Source organism: Bacillus sp. DC4300-2b2, from assembly GCF_049895685.1.
Classification (GTDB): Bacteria; Bacillota; Bacilli; order Bacillales; family Bacillaceae; genus Bacillus; species Bacillus safensis.
The window spans coordinates 260,394-284,786 of record NZ_JAFCSW010000004.1; the positions used below are offsets into that span (position 1 = coordinate 260,394).

At 42.5% G+C, this 24,393-nt stretch carries 28 protein-coding genes and 1 riboswitch; of the genes, 8 read left to right on the plus strand and 20 right to left on the minus strand.

Annotated elements, in window-relative coordinates:
- Window positions 1–2: 2 nt before the first annotated feature.
- On the plus strand, window positions 3–887 hold the full coding sequence (locus ACP69X_RS15170; RefSeq protein WP_041088847.1) for an ROK family protein: 885 nt from the start codon (window positions 3–5) through the stop codon (window positions 885–887).
- The gene (locus tag ACP69X_RS15175) at window positions 884–2,803 is read left to right on the plus strand and encodes a BglG family transcription antiterminator (protein WP_426052817.1); all 1,920 of its coding nucleotides are present in this window, start codon (window positions 884–886) and stop codon (window positions 2,801–2,803) included. Before ACP69X_RS15170 ends, ACP69X_RS15175 begins: the two co-directional genes overlap by 4 nt.
- A 62-nt stretch (window positions 2,804–2,865) precedes the next feature.
- On the opposite strand, the gene arr is transcribed toward ACP69X_RS15175, so the two are convergent.
- The 5 genes from arr to licT form a co-directional block, all read right to left on the minus strand.
- Entirely contained in the window at window positions 2,866–3,282 is a 417-nt protein-coding gene (arr, locus tag ACP69X_RS15180; RefSeq protein WP_426052818.1) for an NAD(+)--rifampin ADP-ribosyltransferase, read from the minus strand.
- 111 nt (window positions 3,283–3,393) lie between these two features.
- Window positions 3,394–3,606 carry a hypothetical protein gene (locus tag ACP69X_RS15185; RefSeq protein WP_426052819.1) on the minus strand — a complete coding sequence of 71 codons (213 nt, stop codon included), beginning with the start codon at window positions 3,604–3,606 and terminating at the stop codon, window positions 3,394–3,396.
- Window positions 3,607–3,759: 153 nt separating this feature from the next.
- On the minus strand, window positions 3,760–5,181 hold the full coding sequence (locus tag ACP69X_RS15190; protein WP_426052820.1) for a glycoside hydrolase family 1 protein: 1,422 nt from the start codon (window positions 5,179–5,181) through the stop codon (window positions 3,760–3,762).
- A gap of 19 nt (window positions 5,182–5,200) precedes the next feature.
- Window positions 5,201–7,060: a beta-glucoside-specific PTS transporter subunit IIABC gene (locus ACP69X_RS15195; protein WP_426052821.1), complete on the minus strand. Its 1,860-nt coding sequence runs from the start codon at window positions 7,058–7,060 to the stop codon at window positions 5,201–5,203.
- Between the two features lie 235 nt (window positions 7,061–7,295).
- Window positions 7,296–8,132, minus strand: a complete 837-nt coding sequence (gene licT / locus ACP69X_RS15200; RefSeq protein WP_041088833.1) for a BglG family transcription antiterminator LicT — start codon at window positions 8,130–8,132, stop codon at window positions 7,296–7,298.
- A gap of 186 nt (window positions 8,133–8,318) precedes the next feature.
- Here licT and ACP69X_RS15205 point away from each other — a divergent pair, with 186 nt between their 5' ends.
- Window positions 8,319–8,519: a hypothetical protein gene (locus ACP69X_RS15205; protein ID WP_039176151.1), complete on the plus strand. Its 201-nt coding sequence runs from the start codon at window positions 8,319–8,321 to the stop codon at window positions 8,517–8,519.
- Between the two features lie 35 nt (window positions 8,520–8,554).
- Here ACP69X_RS15205 and ACP69X_RS15210 read toward each other — a convergent pair whose 3' ends face one another.
- From ACP69X_RS15210 to ACP69X_RS15240, 7 genes are all read right to left on the minus strand, one after another.
- Complete coding sequence (locus tag ACP69X_RS15210) at window positions 8,555–10,174, minus strand: APC family permease (RefSeq protein ID WP_041088830.1); 1,620 nt, start codon at window positions 10,172–10,174, stop codon at window positions 8,555–8,557.
- A 325-nt stretch (window positions 10,175–10,499) separates the two neighbouring features.
- Complete coding sequence (locus tag ACP69X_RS15215; RefSeq protein WP_041088828.1) at window positions 10,500–11,468, minus strand: rhodanese-related sulfurtransferase; 969 nt, start codon at window positions 11,466–11,468, stop codon at window positions 10,500–10,502.
- Between the two features lie 265 nt (window positions 11,469–11,733).
- A complete protein-coding gene (locus ACP69X_RS15220; RefSeq protein ID WP_073978667.1) occupies window positions 11,734–12,561 on the minus strand; it encodes an aldo/keto reductase in 828 nt (275 codons plus the stop codon).
- Between the two features lie 81 nt (window positions 12,562–12,642).
- Window positions 12,643–13,059, minus strand: coding sequence for a hypothetical protein (locus ACP69X_RS15225; RefSeq protein ID WP_073978668.1), 417 nt, complete (start codon window positions 13,057–13,059; stop codon window positions 12,643–12,645).
- A 32-nt stretch (window positions 13,060–13,091) separates the two neighbouring features.
- On the minus strand, window positions 13,092–13,550 hold the full coding sequence (locus ACP69X_RS15230) for a DUF523 domain-containing protein (RefSeq protein ID WP_041088822.1): 459 nt from the start codon (window positions 13,548–13,550) through the stop codon (window positions 13,092–13,094).
- Entirely contained in the window at window positions 13,547–13,837 is a 291-nt protein-coding gene (locus ACP69X_RS15235; protein WP_231120160.1) for a hypothetical protein, read from the minus strand. The genes ACP69X_RS15230 and ACP69X_RS15235 overlap by 4 nt, the downstream gene beginning before the upstream one ends.
- 52 nt (window positions 13,838–13,889) lie before the next feature.
- Window positions 13,890–14,348, minus strand: coding sequence for a MarR family transcriptional regulator (locus ACP69X_RS15240; RefSeq protein ID WP_041088819.1), 459 nt, complete (start codon window positions 14,346–14,348; stop codon window positions 13,890–13,892).
- A 202-nt stretch (window positions 14,349–14,550) separates the two neighbouring features.
- On the opposite strand from ACP69X_RS15240, the gene ACP69X_RS15245 reads away from it, so the two are divergent.
- On the plus strand, window positions 14,551–15,318 hold the full coding sequence (locus ACP69X_RS15245; RefSeq protein ID WP_411264545.1) for a GNAT family N-acetyltransferase: 768 nt from the start codon (window positions 14,551–14,553) through the stop codon (window positions 15,316–15,318).
- Between the two features lie 106 nt (window positions 15,319–15,424).
- Here the strand turns inward: ACP69X_RS15245 and ACP69X_RS15250 are convergent, their stop codons facing one another.
- Complete coding sequence (locus tag ACP69X_RS15250; protein WP_041088815.1) at window positions 15,425–16,597, minus strand: MFS transporter; 1,173 nt, start codon at window positions 16,595–16,597, stop codon at window positions 15,425–15,427.
- Window positions 16,598–16,674: 77 nt separating this feature from the next.
- A riboswitch (purine riboswitch) is annotated at window positions 16,675–16,774 on the minus strand.
- 388 nt (window positions 16,775–17,162) lie between these two features.
- Here ACP69X_RS15250 and proS point away from each other — a divergent pair.
- Together proS and ACP69X_RS15260 are read left to right on the plus strand one after the other, a co-directional pair.
- A complete protein-coding gene (gene proS / locus ACP69X_RS15255; RefSeq protein ID WP_426052822.1) occupies window positions 17,163–18,596 on the plus strand; it encodes a proline--tRNA ligase in 1,434 nt (477 codons plus the stop codon).
- A 144-nt stretch (window positions 18,597–18,740) separates the two neighbouring features.
- Window positions 18,741–18,917: a hypothetical protein gene (locus ACP69X_RS15260; protein WP_164512187.1), complete on the plus strand. Its 177-nt coding sequence runs from the start codon at window positions 18,741–18,743 to the stop codon at window positions 18,915–18,917.
- Between the two features lie 35 nt (window positions 18,918–18,952).
- Here the strand turns inward: ACP69X_RS15260 and ACP69X_RS15265 are convergent, their stop codons facing one another.
- The 7 genes from ACP69X_RS15265 to ACP69X_RS15295 all read right to left on the minus strand — a co-directional run bounded on the left by ACP69X_RS15265 (window position 18,953) and on the right by ACP69X_RS15295 (window position 23,036).
- Entirely contained in the window at window positions 18,953–19,729 is a 777-nt protein-coding gene (locus tag ACP69X_RS15265) for a sulfite exporter TauE/SafE family protein (RefSeq protein WP_075612288.1), read from the minus strand.
- Window positions 19,730–19,787: 58 nt separating this feature from the next.
- A complete protein-coding gene (locus tag ACP69X_RS15270) occupies window positions 19,788–20,018 on the minus strand; it encodes a sulfurtransferase TusA family protein (protein WP_073978672.1) in 231 nt (76 codons plus the stop codon).
- A gap of 33 nt (window positions 20,019–20,051) precedes the next feature.
- A complete protein-coding gene (locus ACP69X_RS15275) occupies window positions 20,052–21,179 on the minus strand; it encodes an MBL fold metallo-hydrolase (RefSeq protein WP_426052823.1) in 1,128 nt (375 codons plus the stop codon).
- Window positions 21,180–21,193: 14 nt separating this feature from the next.
- Window positions 21,194–21,754 carry a sulfurtransferase TusA family protein gene (locus tag ACP69X_RS15280; RefSeq protein WP_073978674.1) on the minus strand — a complete coding sequence of 187 codons (561 nt, stop codon included), beginning with the start codon at window positions 21,752–21,754 and terminating at the stop codon, window positions 21,194–21,196.
- A gap of 46 nt (window positions 21,755–21,800) precedes the next feature.
- Window positions 21,801–22,154: a rhodanese-like domain-containing protein gene (locus ACP69X_RS15285; protein ID WP_269103884.1), complete on the minus strand. Its 354-nt coding sequence runs from the start codon at window positions 22,152–22,154 to the stop codon at window positions 21,801–21,803.
- A gap of 14 nt (window positions 22,155–22,168) precedes the next feature.
- Entirely contained in the window at window positions 22,169–22,651 is a 483-nt protein-coding gene (locus ACP69X_RS15290) for a DsrE/DsrF/DrsH-like family protein (RefSeq protein WP_041088802.1), read from the minus strand.
- Window positions 22,652–22,775: 124 nt separating this feature from the next.
- Window positions 22,776–23,036 (minus strand): metal-sensitive transcriptional regulator, encoded by a 261-nt coding sequence (locus ACP69X_RS15295; RefSeq protein WP_003217059.1) that lies wholly within the window; start codon window positions 23,034–23,036, stop codon window positions 22,776–22,778.
- Window positions 23,037–23,217: 181 nt separating this feature from the next.
- Between ACP69X_RS15295 and ACP69X_RS15300 the strand changes: the two genes are divergently transcribed.
- Window positions 23,218–23,724 (plus strand): hypothetical protein, encoded by a 507-nt coding sequence (locus tag ACP69X_RS15300; protein ID WP_411264548.1) that lies wholly within the window; start codon window positions 23,218–23,220, stop codon window positions 23,722–23,724.
- A gap of 40 nt (window positions 23,725–23,764) precedes the next feature.
- Window positions 23,765–24,373 carry a transglutaminase-like domain-containing protein gene (locus ACP69X_RS15305; protein ID WP_411264549.1) on the plus strand — a complete coding sequence of 203 codons (609 nt, stop codon included), beginning with the start codon at window positions 23,765–23,767 and terminating at the stop codon, window positions 24,371–24,373.
- The last annotated feature ends 20 nt before the right edge of the window (window positions 24,374–24,393 follow it).

Here is a 24,393-nt window from a genome sequence, read left to right on the forward strand (position 1 = left end):
TCATGCGAATTGGAGGCATTGAAGCAGGCGGAACGAAATTTGTCTGCGGCTACGGAACAACAGACGGAACAATTGAACACATGACTTCCTTTGCAACAGGGAATCCAGATGAAACATGCCGGCAAGTGATCGATTACTTTACAAAGAATCGTGTTGATGCAATTGGAATTGGGGCATTCGGTCCTGTCGATGTGAAAGAACAAAGCCCAAGCTATGGGACGATTTTAGACACACCAAAAACGGCCTGGCGCCAATTCCCTTTCCTCTCTACCTTAAAACAAGCCCTCGGGATCCCGATGAAGCTTGATACCGATGTGAACTGTGCAGCACTCGGAGAAGCCCGTTTTTCAACTGAAGCAGAAAAACCTGCCTCCTTGGTCTATATTACTGTTGGGACTGGAATAGGCGGCGGGGCCTATATTGAACATCGCCTTATTCACGGATTGCTGCATCCAGAAATGGGTCATATCACCGTTCAGCGGCATCCTCATGACACCTACGGAGGCTGCTGCCCTATACATCATGATTGTTTAGAGGGACTGGCATCTGGACCTGCCATTGAAGGACGCTATCATACACTGGCACCCATGCTGCCAGAGGATCATCCTGCCTGGTCACTTCATGCTTACTATCTCGGGCAGATGACTGCTAACCTGCTGCTCACCCTTTCACCAGAACGCATCATTTTAGGTGGAGGCGTGATGAAGCAGCCAGCTATGCTGCCACTTATTCTTGATGAAACAGACAAGCGGCTTCACGGCTATTTGCAGCTGCCAAAGCCTTTAGATGAAATTATCACAAAACCATCCTTTGATGGATTATCTGGTTTAATGGGCGCCATCGCTCTTGGAACGGATGCCTTACAGGCGCAAGGAGCCGCGCAATGATGATGACGGCAGATCCTCGAACCTATCAGCTGATTCAGCGGCTATTTGAAACGAAGGGGTTCGTGAAGCTGGAGGAGCTCACTGCCTCTTTTCGCTTATCTGACCGCTCTATCCGCAATTTAATCAAGGAAGCAAATGAGTATTTAAAGGAAGCTGGAGCCATGATTAAAACGATTCGCGGAAAGGGATATACTCTTTTAACGAGTGACCAAGACGCTTTCTTACTTTGGCTTCATCAACAAAAACTTCCTGCCCGCTCTCTTGTCCCCGTCATGCCAGAAGAGCGTGTACGATTTATGATGAGAAAGCTGCTGCTTCAATCAGATTACTTAAAAATTGACCAGCTGGCTGAAGAACTGTTTATCAGCCGCATGACGGTCAGCAGTGATTTGAAAAAAGGACGAGAGATGTTAGCCCGTTACGGCATGACCCTTGTATCAAAGCCTGGATTTGGCTTAAAGATTGAAGGAGACGAGCTGCAAAAAAGAACATGCTATGCAGACTTACTTCTTGAAGAAGAGCCTGCTCTCTCTCATATCACCGAGCGGGAGCAGCTCCATTTTCCTGATATTTCTCTTGAAACTATTCGATCTATTGTGTTGACGAACCTGCATCAAGAGTCATTGCTCATTAAAGACATTGCCTTAAAAAATTTAGTCATTCACTTAGCCATTGCGATTCAGCAAACACGAAAAAACCAGCGGGTATCCGCTAGTACTGTCCGCACACAAAGATCACCAGTTTTAATGAGAATTGCACAAAAAATCATACAGCAGGTGAGTGACACTTTTTATGTGACCCTATCAGAGGATGAAACAGATTACTTAGTCATGCATCTATTGGCGAATCAAACGTGGAAAGAAGCCGCCCTGCATCAGACAACATTGGAAGTCCAACAGGCGGTTACAGTCTTTCTACAGCATATTGAAAAAACCAGCGGTCATCGTTTTGCTGATGACAGCATACTGCAGCAGGACTTGATGCTTCATATGAAGCCGCTATTAAATCGAATTCAATATGGCGTATCCTTACAAAATCCGCTTTTGCATGAGATCAAAGCGTCCTATCCTTACCCTTTTGATTTGGCTGTCAGCGGACTAAATGCCTTACAGCTGGTGCGTACACCAAATGAAGACGAGGCCGCATATGTTGCCTTGCATATCGCTGCTTCATTTGAAAGAAGTCAGCTCGACACCTCGCAAAAAAAGAAAGCCATTATCGTGTGCGGGTCTGGACTAGGGACGGCAAGGCTCCTTGAAATTAAATTGAAGTCAGCCTTTCAGCACGAGCTTGACATCGTTGAGCTCTATTCCTATCAGGATTATCTTATGAGCTCCTCTTTGCCGTGTGACGTCATCATCACAACTGTTCCACTCACATCAAAGGGGAAACCAGTCATTCAGGTCAGTGCCTTTTTTGAACAGCATGATTTACAGCGTGTGAATGAAGTCATTCATTTATTAAATGGACACGGGGCACCCTCAAAAGAGCTGATGGCGTTTTTTCAAGAGCGATTGACTTTAATGAATACTGACCTAAGCAGCAAGGATGAGGTATTAGATATATTATGCAGCCGTTTGGAGGCGCATCAGCTAGTATCGTCTTCTTTTCGGTCCTCGGTGCTTGAGCGTGAGCAAATGTCGTCTACCTATCTTGGCAGCGGTATTGCAATGCCGCACCCGCTCATCACAAATGAAGGCACTTCCTCTGTAGCCATCGCACACTTAAAACAGCCGATTGACTGGCAGGGAGACCAAGTATCAATTGTCTTTTTACTAGCGATTCATAAGGATGACGCTGCCTGCATGAACCAATTCTTTGAACAGGCCGTCGATTTACTAGACAATCCAGACCGCATTCGCGCCCTCAAGCAATCCAAAACATTTGATGAGCTGATGGATGCGTTGTTCCAATAAGATCAAATAAAAGGCCGCCCAGTTCATGAGGCGGCCTTTGTTTTATTTAAATATACGTAACATCAATCGTAGATGACATTTTTTCCTTCTTCACTTAATTTTTTTAAGGAGCTCAGCATATGATTGATTTCTTCATCGGAATGTCTTTCCCATGAACCTAATTCTGCGACTATTTTCAACGGAGATTTCGATCGATAAGAACGTGTTGGGTTGCCGGGAAATCTTTTGTCCGTCACATTGGGATCATTTTCAAACTCGCCTAACGGTTCTACAATATAAATTCTTTCTTTCGTAGCAGACCTGGCTAACTCAGCACCCCATTTGGCTGCGTTTAGTGTTCCGGTGAAATAAATATGGTTCGATTTTTTATCCTGATAATTGGATAAATGCAGCGGTTCAAGCAGATCCCCAATCTTCAATTCCGCTTTTGTCCCATGAAAAAATGGCCCTGGATCTAACATCTTTTGCTTGTCATTCATACAGCCACACCCCTTATCGTTTTTGACTTGCGTATAACAGTATACGGCTAGATATAGGGGGAAAACAGTCTATAAATTTCATTAAATTCGGGGTATAATGATAGTAGAGAGTTAGATGTGAACGGACATAAATACTGTAAATAAAAATGGGAATTTCGCATTCACACCAACAATGACGAAAACAAGAATACCTTCCACAGCTGACAGCGTCACAATCAATCCATGGTTCATTGGATATTCCTTCGCAATTAATTTCTGTCCTATATAATTCAAACCATAAAAAATGAAAAACAATAGGAAGAACATATAAAGAATTGTCATCATATTAACAGCCCCTTTCTTATAATGGATATTTAACCAATTTTTACAATATATCATCAGACTATCATGTTAGAACAACTCGAACAATATGATCTTGCCAATAAAGTGAACGAAAAAAAGCCAGCCACCCGCATAAGGTGATTGGCTTTTTTATCGTTACTTCCCGATGTTGTCTCCATTTTGCTGAATCAAGGTTTCATACCAATAAGAGCTCTTTTTGCGAATTCTTTTGAGGTCTTTTAGGTCAAATTCGTCGCGATTGACGTAGATGAACCCGTAGCGCTTGGAGCAACCTTGGTGTGTGCTGATTAAGTCGATGGCTGACCACGGGCAGTATCCGAATACCTCGACGCCATCTGTGATCGCCCATTTGATTTGTTCGATATGCTTTTCTAAATAATCAATTCGATAATCATCTTGGATTGAACCATCTTCTTCTAACTTGTCGAAAGCACCCAATCCGTTTTCCGTGATAATAAGCGGCAGCTGATAGCGGTCATAAATCTCGCGCATCGTTGAACGGAAGCCGACAGGGTCAATCTCCCAGCCAAACGCATTTTTGCTTAAGAATGGGTTGTTGCCGCCTTTGTAGACACCATCTTCACCGGATTTCAAATGCTGATCTCCGCCGCGTGCAAATTCGTCATTGCCATCTCCTTTACTCGCTTCAACCGTTTGAGAGGTATAGTAGTTAAAGGCAATGAAGTCTGGCTTCGCGCTTTTCAAAATATTCATATCTCCCTCTTCGATGACAGGAAGAATGTCTTTTTCTTTCATGTACGCCCAAGCAAGGTTATTATAACGGCCGAACACCGCCATATCTAGATAAAGCCAGTTGCGGATCGCATTGTAATTCGCCGCAGCAAGCACATCTTCAGGCTTTGGAGAAGCGGGATAAATGAGCGCAATGTTTGGCGCTGGTCCAATTTTCGCTTCAGGCAGCATTTGATGACAAAGCGTCATGGCTTTTGCCTGTGCAACGAGCATATGATGATTCTGCTGATACAGTTCTTTTTTCGGATTTTCTAAATTCGGATCAAGTGTACCGAGGGCTGATCCATGTAAGATCATCATGTTTTGTTCATTAATGGTCAGCCAATATTTCACCTTCTGACCATACTCCTTGAATAGCACCTCTGCATAGCGTTCAAACGCATCCACTGTCCCGCGGTTAGACCACCCGCCCTTTACTTGAAGCGCATGAGGCAGATCAAAATGATACATTGTCACGATTGGTTCAATGTCATAGCGGCGCAATTCATCGATGAGTGAATGATAGAATTCAATGCCCTTTTGATTGATCTCCCCATCTCCATTTGGAATGATCCGTGTCCACGCAATGGAAAAGCGATAAGCCTTCAAACCCATTTCTGCAAACATCTTCACATCCTCTTTATAACGATGATAGTGATCGCTTGCGACTTTAAAATCCGTTGTCCCTTCAGGATAACTTGCTCTCATGTCAATGACAGAAGGCCCCTTGCCATCCTCGTTCCATGCACCCTCTACCTGATAGGCGGAAGTAGATCCGCCCCAGAAAAAGTCTTTTGGAAATGATGCTAGTGTTGAATATCTCATGATTCCTTCCTCCTCTTGATTAAACTAGATGTAAAAATGATTGTCCTGGTATGATTTGTTTCTCTTCTGTTTCAATGATATCGCTAAACTCACCTGAATTGGTAATAATAACGGGTGTTGTGACTGACAAGCCTGAGGCTTGGATGGCTTCGATATCAAACTCTGCAAGCAGTTCACCTTCTGTGATGGTTTGCCCCTGAACAACCTTCGGGGTAAAATGCTGACCGCCTAATTGTACGGTATCCAGTCCAATGTGAATAAGTACTTCTGCTCCGCTTTCAGAGGTTAGACCATACGCATGTCCAGTTGGGAACACCGTTGTCACAACTCCTGATACTGGTGCAAACAGCTTTCCTTCTGATGGAATGATGGCTGCGCCCTTTCCTAGTGCACCAGATGAGAATGCTTTATCCTGCACTTCCTCCAGCTTGATGACCTCGCCTTTTAAAGGACTTTTCACATGAGCTGCTTTGACCCCATGTTCGTTTTCAATTGGCGTTGCAGGAGCGGCTGCCGGCGTTTCATCTTCATCTACTGGATCTTTAAATCCAATCAAATAGGTTAGGATGATAGAAAGGACGAACGAGACCGAGATTCCGATGATGAACCCTGTAAAGCCTTGACCGTAGAAAATCGGAAGTGTCAGTAAACTTGGAAGACCTGACGCAATCGCAATACTTTGTGAATAACCGATGATCGCACCTCCGACTCCGGCAGAGATAACAGCTGCAATAAATGGTTTTTTCAAACGAAGCGTGACCCCGTATACAGCTGGCTCCGTGATCCCAAACACAGCAGAAACTGCTGTTGATCCAGCCAATGATTTCAGCTTTTTATTCTTTGTTTTCAGCATAACACCAATGGAAGCACCGGCTTGTGAGAAGACAGCTGGCGCAGTTGCCGGCTTGATATGATCTTTCCCATGGACTGCGATATTATTTAAAATCACTGGCACAAGTCCCCAATGGATACCGAAGATGACAAGAATCTGCCAAGCCATCGCAATTAAAGCACCTGCAAGTGTAGGACTAAAGGAGAATACTTTCAGCAAAACAGCTGCAATGCCATTCCCTGCATACACACCAAATGGTCCAAATACGATGAGTGTCAGCGGAACAACCGTCACAAGTAAAATGAGTGGTGTAATAAAGTTTTTGACACTTTCATGAATGACTTTGTTAAAGAAACGTTCGATATATCCCATGACAAACACTGCCAAAATGATTGGGATGACCGTAGATGTATAAGACATTAAGACGACTGGAATTCCGAAGAAGGTTACATCTCCGCCGCCTTTTGACAATTCTTGAATAGTTGGGTAAATCAGTGCACCTGCAATCGTCACAGCGACAAACGGATTCGCTTTAAACTTCCTAGCAGAAGTGAATGCGAGCAATAATGGCAGGAAGTAGAACAAGCTGTCAGACGCAGCAAATAAAATTTGGTACGACGTATCTTCAGGAGATAACCATTTCGCATTGATACAGATGCCTAATAGACCTTTTAAAATACCTGCACCCGCCATGACACCGAGAAGTGGTGTGAAAATCCCCGATACAATGTCAACGAATTTTCCGAAAAGGCTTGTGCTCTCTTCACCTGATTTTGCAGATGAAGCAGAGGAATCCTCTAATAGATTCGTAAACTCTCCAATTTCACGATAAACCTCTGGTACGGTATTGCCAATGACCACTTGAAATTGGCCGCCGCTTTCCATGACTGTGACGACACCATTTAACTTTTCAATGGCCGCTTTATCTGCTTTTGATCTATCATTTAAAGTGAAGCGAAGTCTTGTGGCGCAATGCACCAATGAATGAACGTTTTTCTCTGTGCCAATATGTTTGATAATGTCTTCTGCTAATTGACGATGACTCATACAAAAACCCCCTTTTTTTGAAAAAAATACGTTTTTGGGCAAAATAAAAACCTAAACGGGCACCAAAAATAGTCGCAGCTTGCTGTTGCGCTTTTTTAGTGAACGTTTAGGTTTTGCCTGCCGAACAGTCACAATCCTCTAAGACGATCATTGTGAAACCGTATTCTTTTATGTTTATGAGCAAATAGTACCACTCACCTTTTCTCATGTCAACGCTTTCTTTTAAAATCTATCATTATTTTTCTCGTTTGATCAGTCGATTCAAATGAATTGATAGATACAGCATCTCCTCTGATGTGAGATCTCGGTGATAGGTTTGATAGACATATTCTGCAATTTTCTTTGCGCAATCGTATGCTTTCGGATATTTCACTTTAATCAGCTGATATAAGTCCTGATCTTCGCTGACAAGCAGTGTTTCGTTAATCAGCCGCTGGACGAAAAAGCGTAAATGCGTGAGAAAACGATAAAAGTTGAGTGAGTCCTCATCAAATTCCATGTTGAGATGATATTTCACAATGGTGAGAATGGCATTGACTTCCTTTGTGATATTAACGGTCGTATTCATATCCTCATTGAGCTCTGCGTTAATGATATGCATGGCAATAAAGCCTGCTTCATCCTCAGGCAGTTCAATATGAAGACGCTCTTCAATCATTTCAAGACAGTCCTTTGCCACGAGAAATTCATCTTTGTATAAGCGTTTAATCTCCCAAATAAGCGAATTCTCAATCAGATGATTTTTCTTTAGCCGTTCAATGGCGTAATGAATATGGTCTGCCAGCGATACATGCAGACTTTCGTTTAATCTTCGGTTCAGCTTTGTATGTGCATATTGGATCATTTCCTCGGTCACCTTGACCACATCATACGGAACCTCTTGAAGCAGCATTTTCATCCGCTCGTGAACGGAATGATCCTCTAGGCGGAAGACTTTATCAATTAACGCTTCATCCACCGGGTCCCCGGGACGTCGCTGGAAAGCGATGCCTCTTCCCATGACGACGATTTCTTTTCCTTGTTCGTCTATGACACTAATGACATTATTGTTTAGAACCTTTTGAATCTGCATTTCCAAACACCTCCGTCTATCACCAACAACTTTACTCAAAATATGCTCTCATCTTAACACAACTGTCAAATCACTTGGTGTTTTTATCTGACTTTTGCAATATAATTCATAAATTATTCTACCTCATCATTACTGGTCTGATCGTGCATCAGCCTGCATACATTACTCCAGAGGAGGTGACCTTCTATGAAGGCTTTTTTCTGGTCTGCATCATTTTTATTCTTGCTTATGTTCACCCTCATCATTCTAGGCATCGTGTTCTGGCTGAGTGGACAAGGCTTAGGTCAACTTTGGAGATATGTGCTCATTTCACTTGTCACAGCTGCCGTTTTGCGCGGCGTCACCACTTGGCTGAAGCAGCATGTGATGCATCATTCATCCAAATAAAAACGGCTGCCCGCAATGTTCAGGCAGCCGTTTCTTTATTCTTTGGTTGCCGCAGCTTCTTTCTGAGAAGCACGCAGCTCATCATTAATTTTTTTCGCATCCTCTAAAAACTCTGTTTCATATCCACTTTTGAGTGCCCACATATAAAATAGCAGAGCAACCACTGTAATCAGTGCCATGTCCCACCCATAATGAATGACGTTATAGCCCCCGAATTTGTCACTGCCAAGGCAGGAAATCGTCATCATCACAAGCAGGTACACAACCATCCAAGCTCCCGCTTTAAAGTTGCGGCCGAAGCCTTTCCACTTCGCTTTTGCTTGATAGTAAAAATAGATAGGGAGACCGATGAGAATAATGAACAGCACCTGACCTGTTAACGGCCATCTTGCCCAATACAGCGTCAATGAGGCAAAGACAAAACCGAGAGGAGCAATGATGCTGAGTCCTTTTATTCGAAGCGGTCGATATAAATCTGTCCCTGTCTTTCTCAGCGTCATGACGGTCACTGGTCCAGTCAGATACGAAATGAGTGTTGCGACAGAGATAATTTCAGCAAGCACACCCCAGCCTCTAAATAAAAACAGAAAAATAAACGATACGGCTAAGTTAAAAAACATTGCTGGACGAGGCACGCCGTAAATAGGGTGCAGACGGCCAAGCACACTTGGCATGTATTTGTTTTTTTCCATTCCATAAATCATACGAGACGTCGTTGCGGTATACGTAATTCCTGTACCAGAAGGTGAAACAAATGCATCCGCATATAAAATCAGAACAAGCCAGTTAATCCCAAGCGCAATGGCAAGGTCCGCAAATGGCGAGTTGAAATTCAAATGACCCCATCCGTTCACAATCATAGAAGGATCAACAGCACCGATAAAGGCAACTTGTAAAAGGACATAAATCACAGTTGCAATAAAAATTGATCCGACAATAGCAATTGGAATCGACCGGCCTGGATTTTTTGCCTCACCAGCCATATTAATCGGGCTTTGGAAGCCATTAAAGGCAAACACAATCCCTGATGTTGCAACAGCCGTCAGCACACTCGCCCAGCCGTTAGGAGCAATACTTGTTCCAGAAGTAAAATTCTCACTATGAAAACCTACGAATAAGAGCGCACCAATTGTTAATCCTGGAATGACAATTTTAAACACGGTAATGAATGTATTCGCTTTTGAAAATAACCCAACTGTCCAATAATTCAGCAGAAAGTAAATCACAAGAAGCACACTGGCAACCATGAGCCCTTCTGTCGTTAACACCCCTTTTGTAACCAAATGGGTTGTCCACTTTGCCCACTCCCAAGGCCACGAGCTCATGTACTGGACAGAAGCAACCGCCTCAACAGGAATGACAGAAACAATGGCGATCCAGTTCGCCCAAGCTGCAATAAACCCAATAAAAGATCCGTGTGAATATTGCGTATATTTCACCATTCCGCCTGCCTCTGGAAACATCGATCCGAGTTCACTATAAGACAAAGCGATAAATAAAATCACAACCATCCCAATCAGCCAGGATAAAATAGCAGCAGGGCCGGCGATTTGAGCCGCACGCCAAGCACCGAAGAGCCATCCTGAACCAATGATTGAGCCAAGACCTACCATCATTAAAGCGAAAGTTCCCATCCTACGATGCAAATGATTCATGTTCATAACACCTTTCGATTAAAATACGGAGCATGTGTCAAGCAAGCAGCTCACCTTTCATTTCACTGGAAAATATTTCTTATAATAAACCTTTACCCTTGTTCATTTTTTCGCCTGCTATATTATCTCTCAATTCTTCATTTTCTGAAATAGTCGAACATGCTTATTTCAAAAGAAAGCGCTTTTTCAACTGTTCAATCTATTAGACTGAATAACTACCTTTACCCTTATTTTGAAAAAAACAAAACAAAAAAGATAGAGGAAATGACTTCCTCTCCCTTTTAAACCCTGCCATGTATAGAAAAAAGGATAAAGGGGGTTCCCTCTATCCTTGTGAAATCGTTTGTTCTTTTTCAATGACAGCTAGTCTTTCTTGAACTTCTTCTTCAGATAAATTGTGCTGTTTCACATACAGGTTCCGTTCGCTTGTGCGGCATTCATGACTGCAACTGCGCATATACTTATGCTCACTCTCTTCAGTGGCAATCATCTTGCGGTTACATGCAGGGTTCGCACAGTTCACATAACGCTCACAAGGCTCACCAGTGAAGAAATCTTTTCCGACAACCACATGCTCTGTTTGATTCACTGGTACTGTTAAGCGATTATCAAACACATAGCATTGACCGTCCCATAGCTTCCCTTGTACTTCTGGGTCTTTTCCGTAAGTGACAATTCCACCGTCAAGCTGAGAGACATCTTCAAAGCCTTCACGCTTTAACCAGCCTGAGAATTTCTCACAGCGTACGCCGCCCGTGCAATAAGTCAGGATTTTTTTCCCTTCAAGAATCTCTTTATTGTCACGAATCCACTCAGGTAATTCACGGAATGTCTCAATATCAGGACGGACTGCCCCTCTGAAGTGACCCACATCAAACTCGTAATCATTACGTGCATCAATCACAACAGTATCAGGTGATTGCATTTGCTCGTAAAATTCGACCGGGCTAAGATGTTTCCCCGTTAATTCTAACGGATTCACGTCATCCTCAAGGCTAAGGTTCACTAATTCCTTCCGATGGCGGACGTGCATTTTCTTAAATGCATGACCATCTGCTTCGTCAATTTTGATCGGCATAGACGCAAAGCGCGGATCTTCTTTTAACGCTTGCATGTACTTGTCCGTTTGCTCAATGGTTCCAGAAACCGTGCCGTTCAAGCCTTCTGCTGATACGAGGATACGGCCTAACAAACCAAGCTCCTTACAGAATGCTAAATGCTCTGCTGTAAACGTCTCTGGATCCTCAATGGGGACATATTGATAGTAAAGTAAAACGCGATATTGTTTTTCCATCTATATAAACACCTCTTAAATTTAATCAAAACATACCATTCTTTATCATACAGGAAATACATACCTAAAGGCAATGTCGGCGGCTCAATTCCATAAAACGGAAGGGCCTTTCTTCTCATATATTCGATTTGTTTGATTGGAGACTATGCTAAAGAAAAGATTATCGACGCCATTCAAATCATTGAGACATTTCAACCTCAAAAAACTGTCTACACATGAAGGCAAATAAAAAAGCACAGGCATCGTACCTGTGCTTTTCTTTCGATTAAAAATTAAAGTTATCTGGATCTGGACCTGTGCGCTCATCTTCATTGAGCTGATCAATGACACCCATCTCATGTGTGGACAGCTCGAAATCGAAGACTTGTGTGTTTTCGATGATTCGACTCTTCGTCACAGATTTTGGAATGGTGATAATGCCATGCTGCAAGTCCCAGCGAAGAATCACTTGCGCTACTGACTTATCATGTTTTTTCGCGATATCCTGAAGAACAGGATGGTTTAGAAGCTTCCCGCTTCCTAATGGTGACCACGCCTCTACATGAATTCCTTTCGATTTGCAGTAGTCTCGTAAAGGCTCCTGCGTCAGCTTCGGATGCAGCTCGATTTGATTCACCATTGGCACAACTTCAGCCTCTTCCAATAAATCCTCTAAATGATGCTGATGGAAATTACACACTCCGATCGCTCGAACGCGTCCATCCTTATATAGTTTTTCTAGCGCTTTCCATGTTTCTTTATATTTGCCTTCAACAGGCCAATGAATTAAATAAAGGTCTAATACATCTAGCCCCAGCTTGTTCATACTTGTTTCAAAGGCTTCGAGTGTTGATTCATAGCCTTGATCATTATTCCAGACCTTTGTCGTAATGAATAGATCATCGCGAGAGAGGCCTGATTGCTGAATGGCTTTGCCTACCCCTTCTTCATTTTGATAGGCTGCTGCTGTATCAATGCTGCGGTAGCCCGCTTCAAGAGCGTCTTTGACTGCATTTACAGCCTCATCTCCATCTTTTACCTGCCATACACCAAAGCCTAGCTTCGGCATTTTTACTCCATTTGCTAATGTGACTGTATCTGTTAATCCACTCATCAAACAAACCTCCGCTTCCTTTTTACTTACCAAGCACTATACCCGAATTTTCTATTGATCATGCATGACATTCTGACTGAGTTATTTGATATATTTTCCCATATCAACTTGATTGGCGTCAACGATTTGATATTCGCTGATCCGATTTTTTGTTTTAGAACCATCATATGTTTCTAAATAAGCTTGATCGTAAAAGATGAATCCGTATATCACTTTGCCATCCTCTAACACCCTGATCCAATAAGACTCTTTTGTGTCTTTTTTAGAGTCATTTACCTTCTTTAATTTCATACCCGAAAATTCCTTGAGTAACTTTTGAATATCCGCTTTCTTTTCCACCATAACACGCTCATTATCATGCTCAATTTGAATCGAAGTCACCTTGTTATGATCAATTGAGGCCACATCATCAAAAGAGTATGTTTTTGCATTGATTATAAAATAAAGACCAATTCCTAATAAAATAATGACGACTAAACCAATTATCCACTTTTTCAACCTAACTCCTCCTTCTATTCACACCACACCTATTAAAACAGCGAAATCCAATCATCCTCCTCAGAGAATACCTGAATTCCGTGCTGTTTAAGCAAGGCGGATGTCACACCATCACCAGCTTTTGTCCTGCCGTTAAAATCTCCGCGATAAATCATCCGGCTGCCGCAGGAAGGGCTGTACTCTTTTAACACTACCGCTGTCGCTTTCAGAGACTGAACCTGTTCCAGCGTGGCCGTCGCACCTTTTACATACATCTCCGTGACATCAGTTCCATGCACATCAATCACGGAGGCGAGGCCCTGTAATACATCATATCCGTCTCCGCCAATGATTTCCGCGGGAGGTCTTGGCGTGGAGAAGCCGCCAAGCAGCTCAGGGCAAACTGTGACTGCCTTTCCCTCTTGAACAAGCTCCTCAATACGCTGATCTAATCGATGGCTGCCATTATAACGAACCTTCATCCCAGCAAGACAAGCACTGACGACAATCATGTATGTTCCTCACTTTTTTTGCTGACTTTAAAATAAATACATACAGGCAAGAAACATATCGTATTCACCAAAAAGGGCAGAGCACAATACAAAGCAGCAGCCCAAATTGATCCTTCAACTCCTGTGATGCCAAAAAAGTAAACAAATAATAGCAAGCTGACAAACAATCCCACGAATGGCATGATGAATGCGTATTTTTTATAATTTTCTATCATTTCTTTCTCCAGTGAAGCTCCCTCCCTTTCATCACGGCTAAGAACAACGTTAATATATGTTAATTTTACCATAAAAAAACCGAAACCATCATCTTCTTTTGTGCGATGGTTTCGGTTTTTTTATCTATATCTTTTCTTTCCAAGCCTTTAAGAAGCGCTCAATGATTTGTAATTCATCCTCATGAAATTGGTGGAGAAATTCTAAATAGGACGTGACTGCTTTATCATGTAGTTCATCATGCAGCGCAGCCAATTGCTGGCCTTCCTCTGTCAAAGAATAATAGACAGATTTCTTATCCCCTTGCCGGTGGCAATAGTCCACCATGCCTTTTTCAATTAGTTTTTTCACGGCCTTTGTAATAGCTGGCTTTGATAGTTTCAGTTGTTGAGATAGAAATGTATTATTTGATTCGTTTGGATTGGCTTGAATCATTGATAAAATGTGAAGCTGTGTGAGTGTCCATTCTTGTTTGAGTGTATCAGTCGTGGTAATCAGTGGATCTGTTGGATCATTCCGTCTCTTTTCCCTATGCATAATCAGATCTTGAATCGCTTTTAATACAATCTGTTCTTTTGTTTCCATCTGAACCTCCACTCTTAACTGGTTAATAAAATGGTACTAATAATTAAGAAAGGAGTCAAAAGAAATGTCGACGTGAGTAAAATAATAGGTCAACAGACCTGAAAATTGCATATGTACTTTTTTACTAGATTCCACTCATCCTGTCACATGCTATAATCATGGGGATGTCATCCAATTTATCATAATGAAAAAGGTGAGCTAAATGAAACGCGAACAACAAATGGCCGTTCGCCAATTAGAAGAAAAGATACACCTGTTTTCTTCTGCTGTGAACGGAACCTTTCTCGCAACTGACGATTTCGTTCTATCCAATACTCATATTTCGACTGACACGTTCAATTTGCTCTTACCGACATCAGCTCAAATCCAAGATCCGAAAAAAGTGAAAGCAGCCATTGAACACATGCGGTCACAGAAACTCATCTTCAGCACATGGATCGATCATCATTTACTCCATCCTGATTGGGCTGACTTATTGAAGGAATATCAGCTTCAAGAGGTCGAACGCAATACCATCATGATGCTTGAGCATACAGGTGATATTGATCCAGTCACATCCTCATCACTTACAATCAAGGAAGTACTTGATGAGCAGACACTCTTTGATTACAAACATATCTTTATTGAACTATTTAAAGGGTCTGCTGAGGCCGCCGCCTTAGAAGTTTATTTCCAGCGTTTTTCAATTGAAGCATTACACTCAAAAGCCCGCATGTTCGTGGGGTATGAACACCATAAGCCGGTCACAACAGGCTTATTATTCGAGACAAACGACAGCTACGGTATTTATGATGTCATAACAAGGGCAGAACACCGCGGAAAAGGACTTGGCAGTGACATGTTTCATTACCTTCTAACCCAGACAGAGAATAAACAAAAGTGTGTCATCTTACAAGCATCAGCGGACGGCAAAAATATTTACCAACGTGCCGGCTTCCAACCAATCAGCGAAATGGCCGTTTTTGAATAGAATGGTATTTTGAATTTGAAATGAACATAAAAAAGCTGCCTATCTTTAGGCAGCAATAGATTGTTGACAAAGGGCTAAAATGATCTTGATTTTAGCCCTTTGTCTTCTATTCAGCATGATGCTGACGATCCATATAAAGCGGCGGTCTCTTAAGCGAAATCACCGCACAGCTAAAGGCAATCAGTACAAACACAGCACCGAATTTAGCCAGATCAACAGATGAACCGGTCATCGTAAACATGACTCCGCCAACCGCTGATCCAATCGAAATGCCGATTTGCAAGGCCGATGTATTTAAGCTCTGCTGAATATCCGACGTGACCGGATCTGTTTGAATCAAATAGCTCTGCAAAGCAGGCGTCAATGCCCAGCTGAGCGCACCCCAAAGGACAACCATCACCATAAAGAGCGCGAACACACCCGCTGTATAAGGAATGGTAAACATGACAACCGCAAACGCTATTGTCACAAGTAAAATGGCTTTCCCTGAACCCAGTCTGTCACTCAGCCAGCCGCCAAACCCATTCCCGCCTATAGACGCAAGCCCGAAGATCAAATAACAAATACTAATCCAAAACGGGGTCATATGCAGAACTTCCATCAGAAATGGCGTGAAATAAGAATAAAGCATATAATGCCCTGCAAGCATAAACAAACTAATCAGGTGTGCACTAAAAATTTTCGGATGCCCTAAAGAGCGAATCTGCTCTCTAAGAGGCGTCACTTTTTCAACAGGCATTTTTTCCAATAGAAAATAGATCAGCACCATCGATATGGCAGACAGAATACTGATTCCTAAAAACATCACTCTCCAGCCAAAGCTCTCAGTAATAAAAATACCGATCGGTACACCGAGAACAAGTGAAGAACTAATTCCTATAAAAATCAGCCCTAAAGCCTTCGCACGATGCGCTGGTTCCACTAATTTGGCAGTGATCGTCAAAGATAACACCACCACAAGCGCTGTGCTCATTGCGATCAATACCCTTGAAATCATCACAAGGGCAAAGGTCGAACTAAAATAAGTGAAAACATTTCCTAATGTAAACACCAATAACGCGATTAAATAAAGACGCTTTCGTTCGATTTTGGCTGTCGCAGTCAGCAGCACGGGTGCTGAAATGGCATACACAATCGCAAATACCGTAATGAGCTGCCCCGCTGTTGCCAGAGACACATTCAAATCCTCTGCAAGGCTTGGCAGAATGCCCCCGACCACAAGCTCAACTAATCCAACCGCAAAAGTAGAAACGGCTAATAAATATACTCTCCAGTTCATGTCTAACATCCCTTCTGTATATCATCGCTTTCACTTTTGATACAGGGTGCAGACAAACAAAAAAACCCTGATTACAAAAAAGGAAAGCGCGCTTTTGTAATCAGGATTTATCGGATCCTGGTAGAAACCCTCAAACCATATTATTGAGGTTATACAAGTCTATTTTTTTCTTCAAATATATTAGCATAGCCTTTCATAACTCGCAAGCTGTAAAAATAGAAAAATACTGCCATTCCAATCCTTAAGCAAAAGGCGCTGTAAAGGGAATCAGAACAACTTGCTTTCTCCTCCATTTACAGGTAAACTGATGAAAAATCAACGAACAAGGATCAACGTAGATCTGGAATAGTAGCTTGAATCGATCTTTAACAGAGAAGGAACGGTGCTGAGAAGTTCCTACTGACATCTTCAAGTGAACCTGCCGATTTAGTTCTGTTTCATACAGCGGTTCATACCGTTATCATGATTGAGTGTAAAGCTGTGCTTTAAATTAGGGTGGTACCACCAGGAATGGTCCCTAACTTAAAGTACAGCTTTTTTGTTTTTTAAAAAGGAGGAACCTGCAATGTCAAAGAAACAATTTGTTGAGAAAATTACAAGCATGGAAGACGACTTTGCCCAGTGGTATACAGATGTTGTCACAAAGGCGCGGCTCGTCGATTATTCAAGCGTGAGAGGCAGTATGATCATTCAGCCGTACGGCTTTAAAATCTGGGAGAATATTCGCGACGAACTTGACCGCCAGATTAAAGAGACGGGTCATGAGAATGTCTATATGCCGCTCTTTATCCCAGAGAGTCTGCTACAGCAGGAAAAGGATCATATCGAAGACTTTGCTCCTGAAGTGGCGTGGGTCACACATGGCGGTGAATCCGAATTACAAGAAAGGCTCTGCGTCAGACCAACCTCTGAAGTGCTGTTCGCTGAGCATTACAAAAACATTATTCATTCCTACCGCGATTTACCAAAGCTATATAACCAATGGGCCAATGTCGTCCGCTGGGAAAAGACAACACGTCCCTTCCTCAGAACCCTTGAATTCCTATGGCAGGAAGGGCACACGTGCCATGAGACTGAGCAAGAAGCGATTGAAGAAACAGAAAGAATGCTTCACACTTACGCTTCTCTTTGCGAAGATCTCCTTGCCATTCCTGTCATTAAAGGGAGAAAAACAGAGAAGGAAAAATTCGCCGGCGCCCGCTTCACCTATACGGTCGAAAGCTTGATGCATGATGGAAAAGCGCTCCAAACTGCCACTTCTCATTTCTTCGGGAACGGATTTGCAAAGGCGTTTGGTATTGAATTTTTAAACCGTGAAGGAAAACTAGAGCATGTCCAGCAGACTTCATGGGGCTTCACAACAAGAATTATCGGCGCTATGATCATGGTACATGGCGATGACAGAGGCCTTGTCCTCCCGCCAAATATTGCGCCAACCCAAGTGCGTATCGTGCCAATCGCTTCTCATAAAGAAGGTGTGCTGGATCATGCCTACGAATTGAAAGATCGCCTCGCCCGCATCGCACGAGCTGACATTGACGCAAGCGATAAACAGCCAGGCTGGAAATTCAACGAGTGTGAAATGCAGGGTATTCCGCTACGTGTAGAAGTAGGACCAAAGGACATCGAAAAAGGACAGGTGATGCTCGCACGACGAGACACTGGTGAAAAGCAAGCCGTCACGTTAGATGCACTTGAACAAACCATCACAGCAATGCTTGAAGACATCCAGCGGACTATGTACGAAAAGGCGAAGGAACGATTACATGAAAAAACATCGCAAGCCCTCACAATCGAAGACATCGAGCAAATTCTTGCGAAAGAAAACCGATTGATTAAAGCCATGTGGTGTGGTGACGAAGCCTGTGAAAACGACATTAAAGAAAGAACAGGGGCGACTTCACGCTGTATCCCATTCGAACAGGAAACCATTTCTGAGACATGTGTCTGCTGCGGAAAGCCTGCATCTGATATGGTGTTCTGGGCGAAAGCCTATTAAGAATATGAACGATAAAGAAGCATCTCTCATGATGCTTCTTTTTTTGTTAAAAAGACCCAAACACCCATTGACCTCACCTGCATGATCCCCTATAATTCATATTAATATAATCGGTTTTTAAGACTTTAACTGGAGTGGTGATACATGAAACGCTGGCCCTCATTCTTTGCCGAACGCTGCCCTAAATGTAGAACAGCATTAGAAGTCTCAAAGTCCAATGCCCTGCAAGGCAAAGTCGTGAAAACATGTCCCAACCTTCATTATCAAAAAGAGTACCACCCCGCACTAGAAACGTATATCGAGCACGATGACGTCAAATAAAAAAGACCAACACGTTTGCTCTGTTGGTCTTTCCTTCATAAAATATCCAGCCAAATTTTGACCGCTGTCGCTGTAATCATTACAGCAAGTGCCCATTGTAAATAGACGGCATTGATTTTCTGACCGACCTTAGCACCAATCGGGGCACCTGCCAAACTTGCCACCATGAGTACAACAGCAGGAAGAAGCATAACTTGACCCGTCAGGATCTTTCCAGTCGATGCGCCTATGGCAGACAGAAACGTAATCGCAAGTGACGACGCAATCGTCATCCGTACAGGAATTTTTAAAATAGACAGCATCACAGGCACTAAAATAAATGCACCGCCTGCACCTAATACCCCGGAAACACTGCCAATCACAAAGGCAATAACTGATGCCAGCCCTTTATGAAAAGTCACTTCACCCTCTGCCTCTGCAAGCTGCCCTTTTTTCGGAATCAGCATAAGGATAACTGCCACAATAGCGAGCAATCCATAGACGAGATTCATTCCGTTCTCTGGCATAAAATGTGACACATAACTGCCTATTAAGCTGCCCGCCAATATACTGCTCCCCATATATAAAATCAACGAGCGATGTAAATATCCGCTTTTCCGATACGCCAGTACGCCGCCCAGCGTCGAAAAGAGCACTTGAATGGCGCCAATCCCTGATACCTCGTGTGCTGATAATGCCATCACACCCACAAGAGGCGGGATATAAAGCAGCATAGGATAGTTGATCACAGATCCTCCAATTCCGACCATTCCTGATAAGAAGGAACCAATAAGTCCGATAATAAAAAGTGTCATCAAAAACGCTAAATCCACGCTGGTCTCCTCCTTTGCAAAAGGAAAAGGGGATCTTCATCAGATACCCCTATATCCTTCAGGACCCTTTTCTCACCCAGAACTTCAGCACGTGACCTTCTTCTGTCTGCGTGATCAATTCATGTCCGCTTGACTTCGCCCATGCGGCCAAGTCAGCTTTAGCCCCTTTATCTGTTGCATGTATTTCTAAAACTTGACCTTCCGCCAAGTCGTTCATTTTTTTCTTCGTTCGAATAATGGGCATTGGGCATGCAAGCCCTGTTACGTCTAATAGTTGATCAGATGTCATTTGATCGTTCCTCTTTTCTTATTTTATTGAACATTACCGAATCGCACAACGGTTTGGACCAATTTCCATTTCCCGCTGCTCTTCATCGTCTGGAGTCAATTTCCCCATATTGGTATACCGAATGTCTTGATAGGCGTTTGGCTGTGCAGGAAGATTCTTCGTGACCATTTGTCTAAATACATTTTCATCTTCAATGTTCAGTCCATGATTTTCTTCAAATAGAACGCCAAGTTCCTTCCAAACACTTCCGTCTTCATTCACTTCTTCCATGATCATGAAATGCGCAGGTAAAACAATGAATTCTTTCGAAAGCGCCATATATCGGTCATAAAGTGTTTCTCTCAAATCACCTACCCAGTCCTCCGCCAGTCCAGCGAGATCAGGTCTTCCGATGGAATCAACGAACAGAATATCACCTGAAAGAAGAAATTGATTGTCTACGATAAAAGATGTTGAACCGATCGTATGTCCCGGGGAATAAATGGGTTGAATGTCGATGGAAGCTGTTCCAATCGTTATCCGCTGTCCTTCTTCAAGATGTTTGTACTCAAAGGTTACCTCTTCTGCATCTTTTGGCGGCAGCCAGTAAGCAGCTCCTGTCTGATCAGCCAGCTTTTTCCCACCAGAAATATGATCTGCGTGAAGGTGAGTATCCAACACATGCGTCACAGAGACATCTTGCTTTTTCGCAAAATTGATATAGACCTCCGTCATTCTAGCTGCATCCACAACCGCAGCTTCTCCATTTGACATGATCATATAGGATAGACATCCCTTACCCATTCGTACAAATTGATACAACTCTCCGCCGCCGCTTAAATCACCGATCTTCACTGGCTCGACATGCTCACTCCATGCCTTCATACCACCTTGTAAATAACTGACCGTTCTGCCCGTCTCTGCCAGCATCTCCGCCACCATAATAGAGGAGCCCTCTTTGGCACACACAACGAGCACTTCACGGTCTGTTGGTACTTTCTCGATCATATCCTCTACGCCATCGAGAAGCTCAAAGTAAGGCACATTGATATAATCAACGGTTTTTCCTTCAATCTTCCAGTCCTGTACATCTGATTCGTTTCGTACATCTAACAAAAAGAGAGGCTCTTTGTTGATGATTTTTTTAGTTAACTGTTCTGCTGTCATTGCTCTTACAGTCATGATTCATTCAGCTCCTATTTTTCAATCTCTCCTGTCCAGCTGTTCATGCCTGGCACTATATTTACTAATTGTTGAAATCCTTTTTCTTTTAACTTTTGCGCGGCTAATTCACTTCTTCTGCCTGAATGACAGATGAGGTAAATAAGCGTATCCTGACTCAATTCTCCTGCACGGTGTTCGACTTCTCCAAGAGGGATGTGAACAGCTCCTGGAATATGACCCGCCTCGTATTCATCCAGTTCCCGTACATCTAAAATAAACAAAGATTGATCTTCTTTTACCTTCTGTTGGAACGTATTCAAAGACATTTCCGAAATCATTGACTCCCCTTCTTTCTCTTGTACTCCACCCTTACGTATCAAATGATGAAGCACCTGTCCTTCTACTTTTGTTCCTAAAAATTCGTGGCCGGCACTTTTTGACCATGCCGCTAGATCCGCTGCTGATCCTTTATCGGTAGCTTGCACCTCAAGCACGTCTCCTGGTAATAGCTCATTCATTTGTTTTTTTGTTTTCACAATCGGCATCGGACATGCCAATCCTTTTGCATCTAAAATGACAGTTGGTTGCTGCACGTGATGTCCTCCTTCATATAGGGGTGGGGGTATATTTTATACATACTTAATGCCAAGCATTCATGCCACCCTTGATATTCGTAATTTGTGTAAATCCTTGCTTCTTCAATATTTTAGCTGCCTGCATACTTCTCATCCCGCTTTGGCATATCACATAGACCTCTTTGTCTTTCGCAAGCTGATTTGCTCGTTCTTTTAGCTGAGGTAATGGGATGTTGCGAAATCCTTTAATATGGTTTGTTTGAAATTCTACAGGAGACCGAACGTCAATCAGTTGTTGATGCTGTCTACGTAATTGATGTTTCATATCGGCTGCATCAATTTGTTTTACACCCTTTACAGGAAGAAAACGGCTCACCAGCAAACCAATGACGATGATGATCAAAAGTGTTTGAATCATGTGTTAACACCTCACTAGATAAATAAATTCACATTCCCAATTTCAGCCTCTGCTAAATACGCCGCCACACCAGCATATTGAATATCATCTAATAATTCTTTCTCCTGCAGCCCTAAAAGGTCCATCGTCATTGTACATGCCACGAGGTTAATCTCCTGCTCTTTCGCCATATCTATGAGCTGCGGCAAGGTCATCGCATTGTGCTTCTTGATGACGTGCTTAATCATCTTTGGGCCCATTCCAGCAAAATTCATCTTTGAAATGCCCATTCGATCAGCCCCGCGTGGCATCATCTTGCCAAACATTTTTTCTAAAAAACCTTTTTTCATTGGCACCATCTCATCCTTGCGCAAAGCATTCAACCCCCAAAACGTATGAAAAATCGTCACCTCATGATCATAGGCCGCTGCACCATTAGCAATAATGTAAGCCGCCATCGCTTTATCATAGTCTCCACTAAATAGCACAATCGTCGTGCGTTTTTTCTGTTCTTCCATTCTGCTCCTCCTTTTTTAATTACCCTCGGGGGTATATATAAAACAAAAAATATATACACATACCGGTAAGGGTATATTATAACAAGTAAAAAAATCCGTCAACCTCCAAAGGCTGATGAATTTCTTACCGGCTTTTCACCAATAGCTCAACCGCTTCTTTCACAAGACCCTCCGTATCCTTGCCTTGTTCAAGACTTTCGCGGACACATTGCTCAAGATTTGTACTCACAATCACACCCATTGCCCGATCAATGGCATTGCGTGATGCAGACAGCTGCGTCACCACCTCGCGGCAATCCTTTCCCTGCTCCATCATCGCAAGAACCCCTTTAATCTGCCCTTCAATCCGGCGAAGACGGTTCTTCATCTGCTGATTATATTCCAACCACAAGCACTCCTTTCTATTCTTTCTATGAACAGATAGTATACCCTAATAGGTATTTAGTCAAACGACTTGCATTCTCTTTTGCAGAGAACTTATATGAAAATAATTGCACATATCACCATTTATTGATAAAAAGAAGATTAACACGAACGAGAAATCATGTAAAAAAAGGGGCCAGCCCATGACATTACATCACTATATTGGATCATACAAAGAACTGCCGCTTGGTACCTTTGGTCAAAATCCTACCTATAAACCGTTCTCTGAACTCAATATCAGAGCGTTTGATAAAAAACAAAAAAAGCCCAAAACCCATCACAAAGATAAGCCTTTGATAGAAGTATTCGAAACAGAAGAGGACTTCGCTGGCATTCACATTGCTTATGTAGATCCCGTCTATGAAGCGGTAAGAGACAAATTCACGCATCCTTTTGTTTATGAGTTAGACATCATTCATTCTCTTCGTCCGCTTTTTCAATTCATTGAAAAACTGCTGTCAAAAGGAGAAACCATCGAAATCTATTCTTGTGTAGATGGACTCGAAACGAAAGAAAAGGATGATCAATTGGATGTAGAAATTGACCTGACCAAAAAACGGTTTGGGAAACATATCGATTTTAAAGAGATCGATGAACTGATTGATATGTTTGAATTAGAAAACTTACAATATGTGTTGGTGAAGAAGTAGACCTCCTGCGCTAAAAGTATAGAGAAAAGGAGACACTATAATGAACTTGACATGTGAATCTAAAAATTTCGATGATTTTTTATGTGAACTAGCCGAAGTTGATTATTCTCATCCTCTTATTCGAGCAAAATCAAATGAACTTTTCAACCCTTTGCAGACAGAAATAGAAAAAGCAAAAGCAGCTTATGAGTTTGTTCGAGATGAAATTACCCATACATGGGATATCCAATCTAAACGAGTGACTTGTCATGCATCAGAGGTATTAACTTATAAAGAGGGAATTTGCTACGCAAAGTCCAACCTATTAGCTGCTCTATTGCGCTCACAAGGAATACCTACAGGTTTTTGTTACCAGCGGTTAATGTTGTTCGATACGCCAGATAAAGGATATTGTATTCACGCATTAAATGCAGTATTTCTGCATTCACTTAATAAATGGATTCGATTAGATTCACGCGGCAACAAAACAGGAATTGATGCTCAATTCTCACTTGATCATGAAAGATTAGCTTTTCATACCCAACAAGAATTAGATGAAGTCGACTATCCTTTGATATATGTAAAACCCCATCCAAAAGCAATGAGTATTTTAAAAGAACATACAGACGCAATTGAGATGTATAAACACCATTTACCAGAAAAGATATAGGCTTTAATTATTAACTTTAG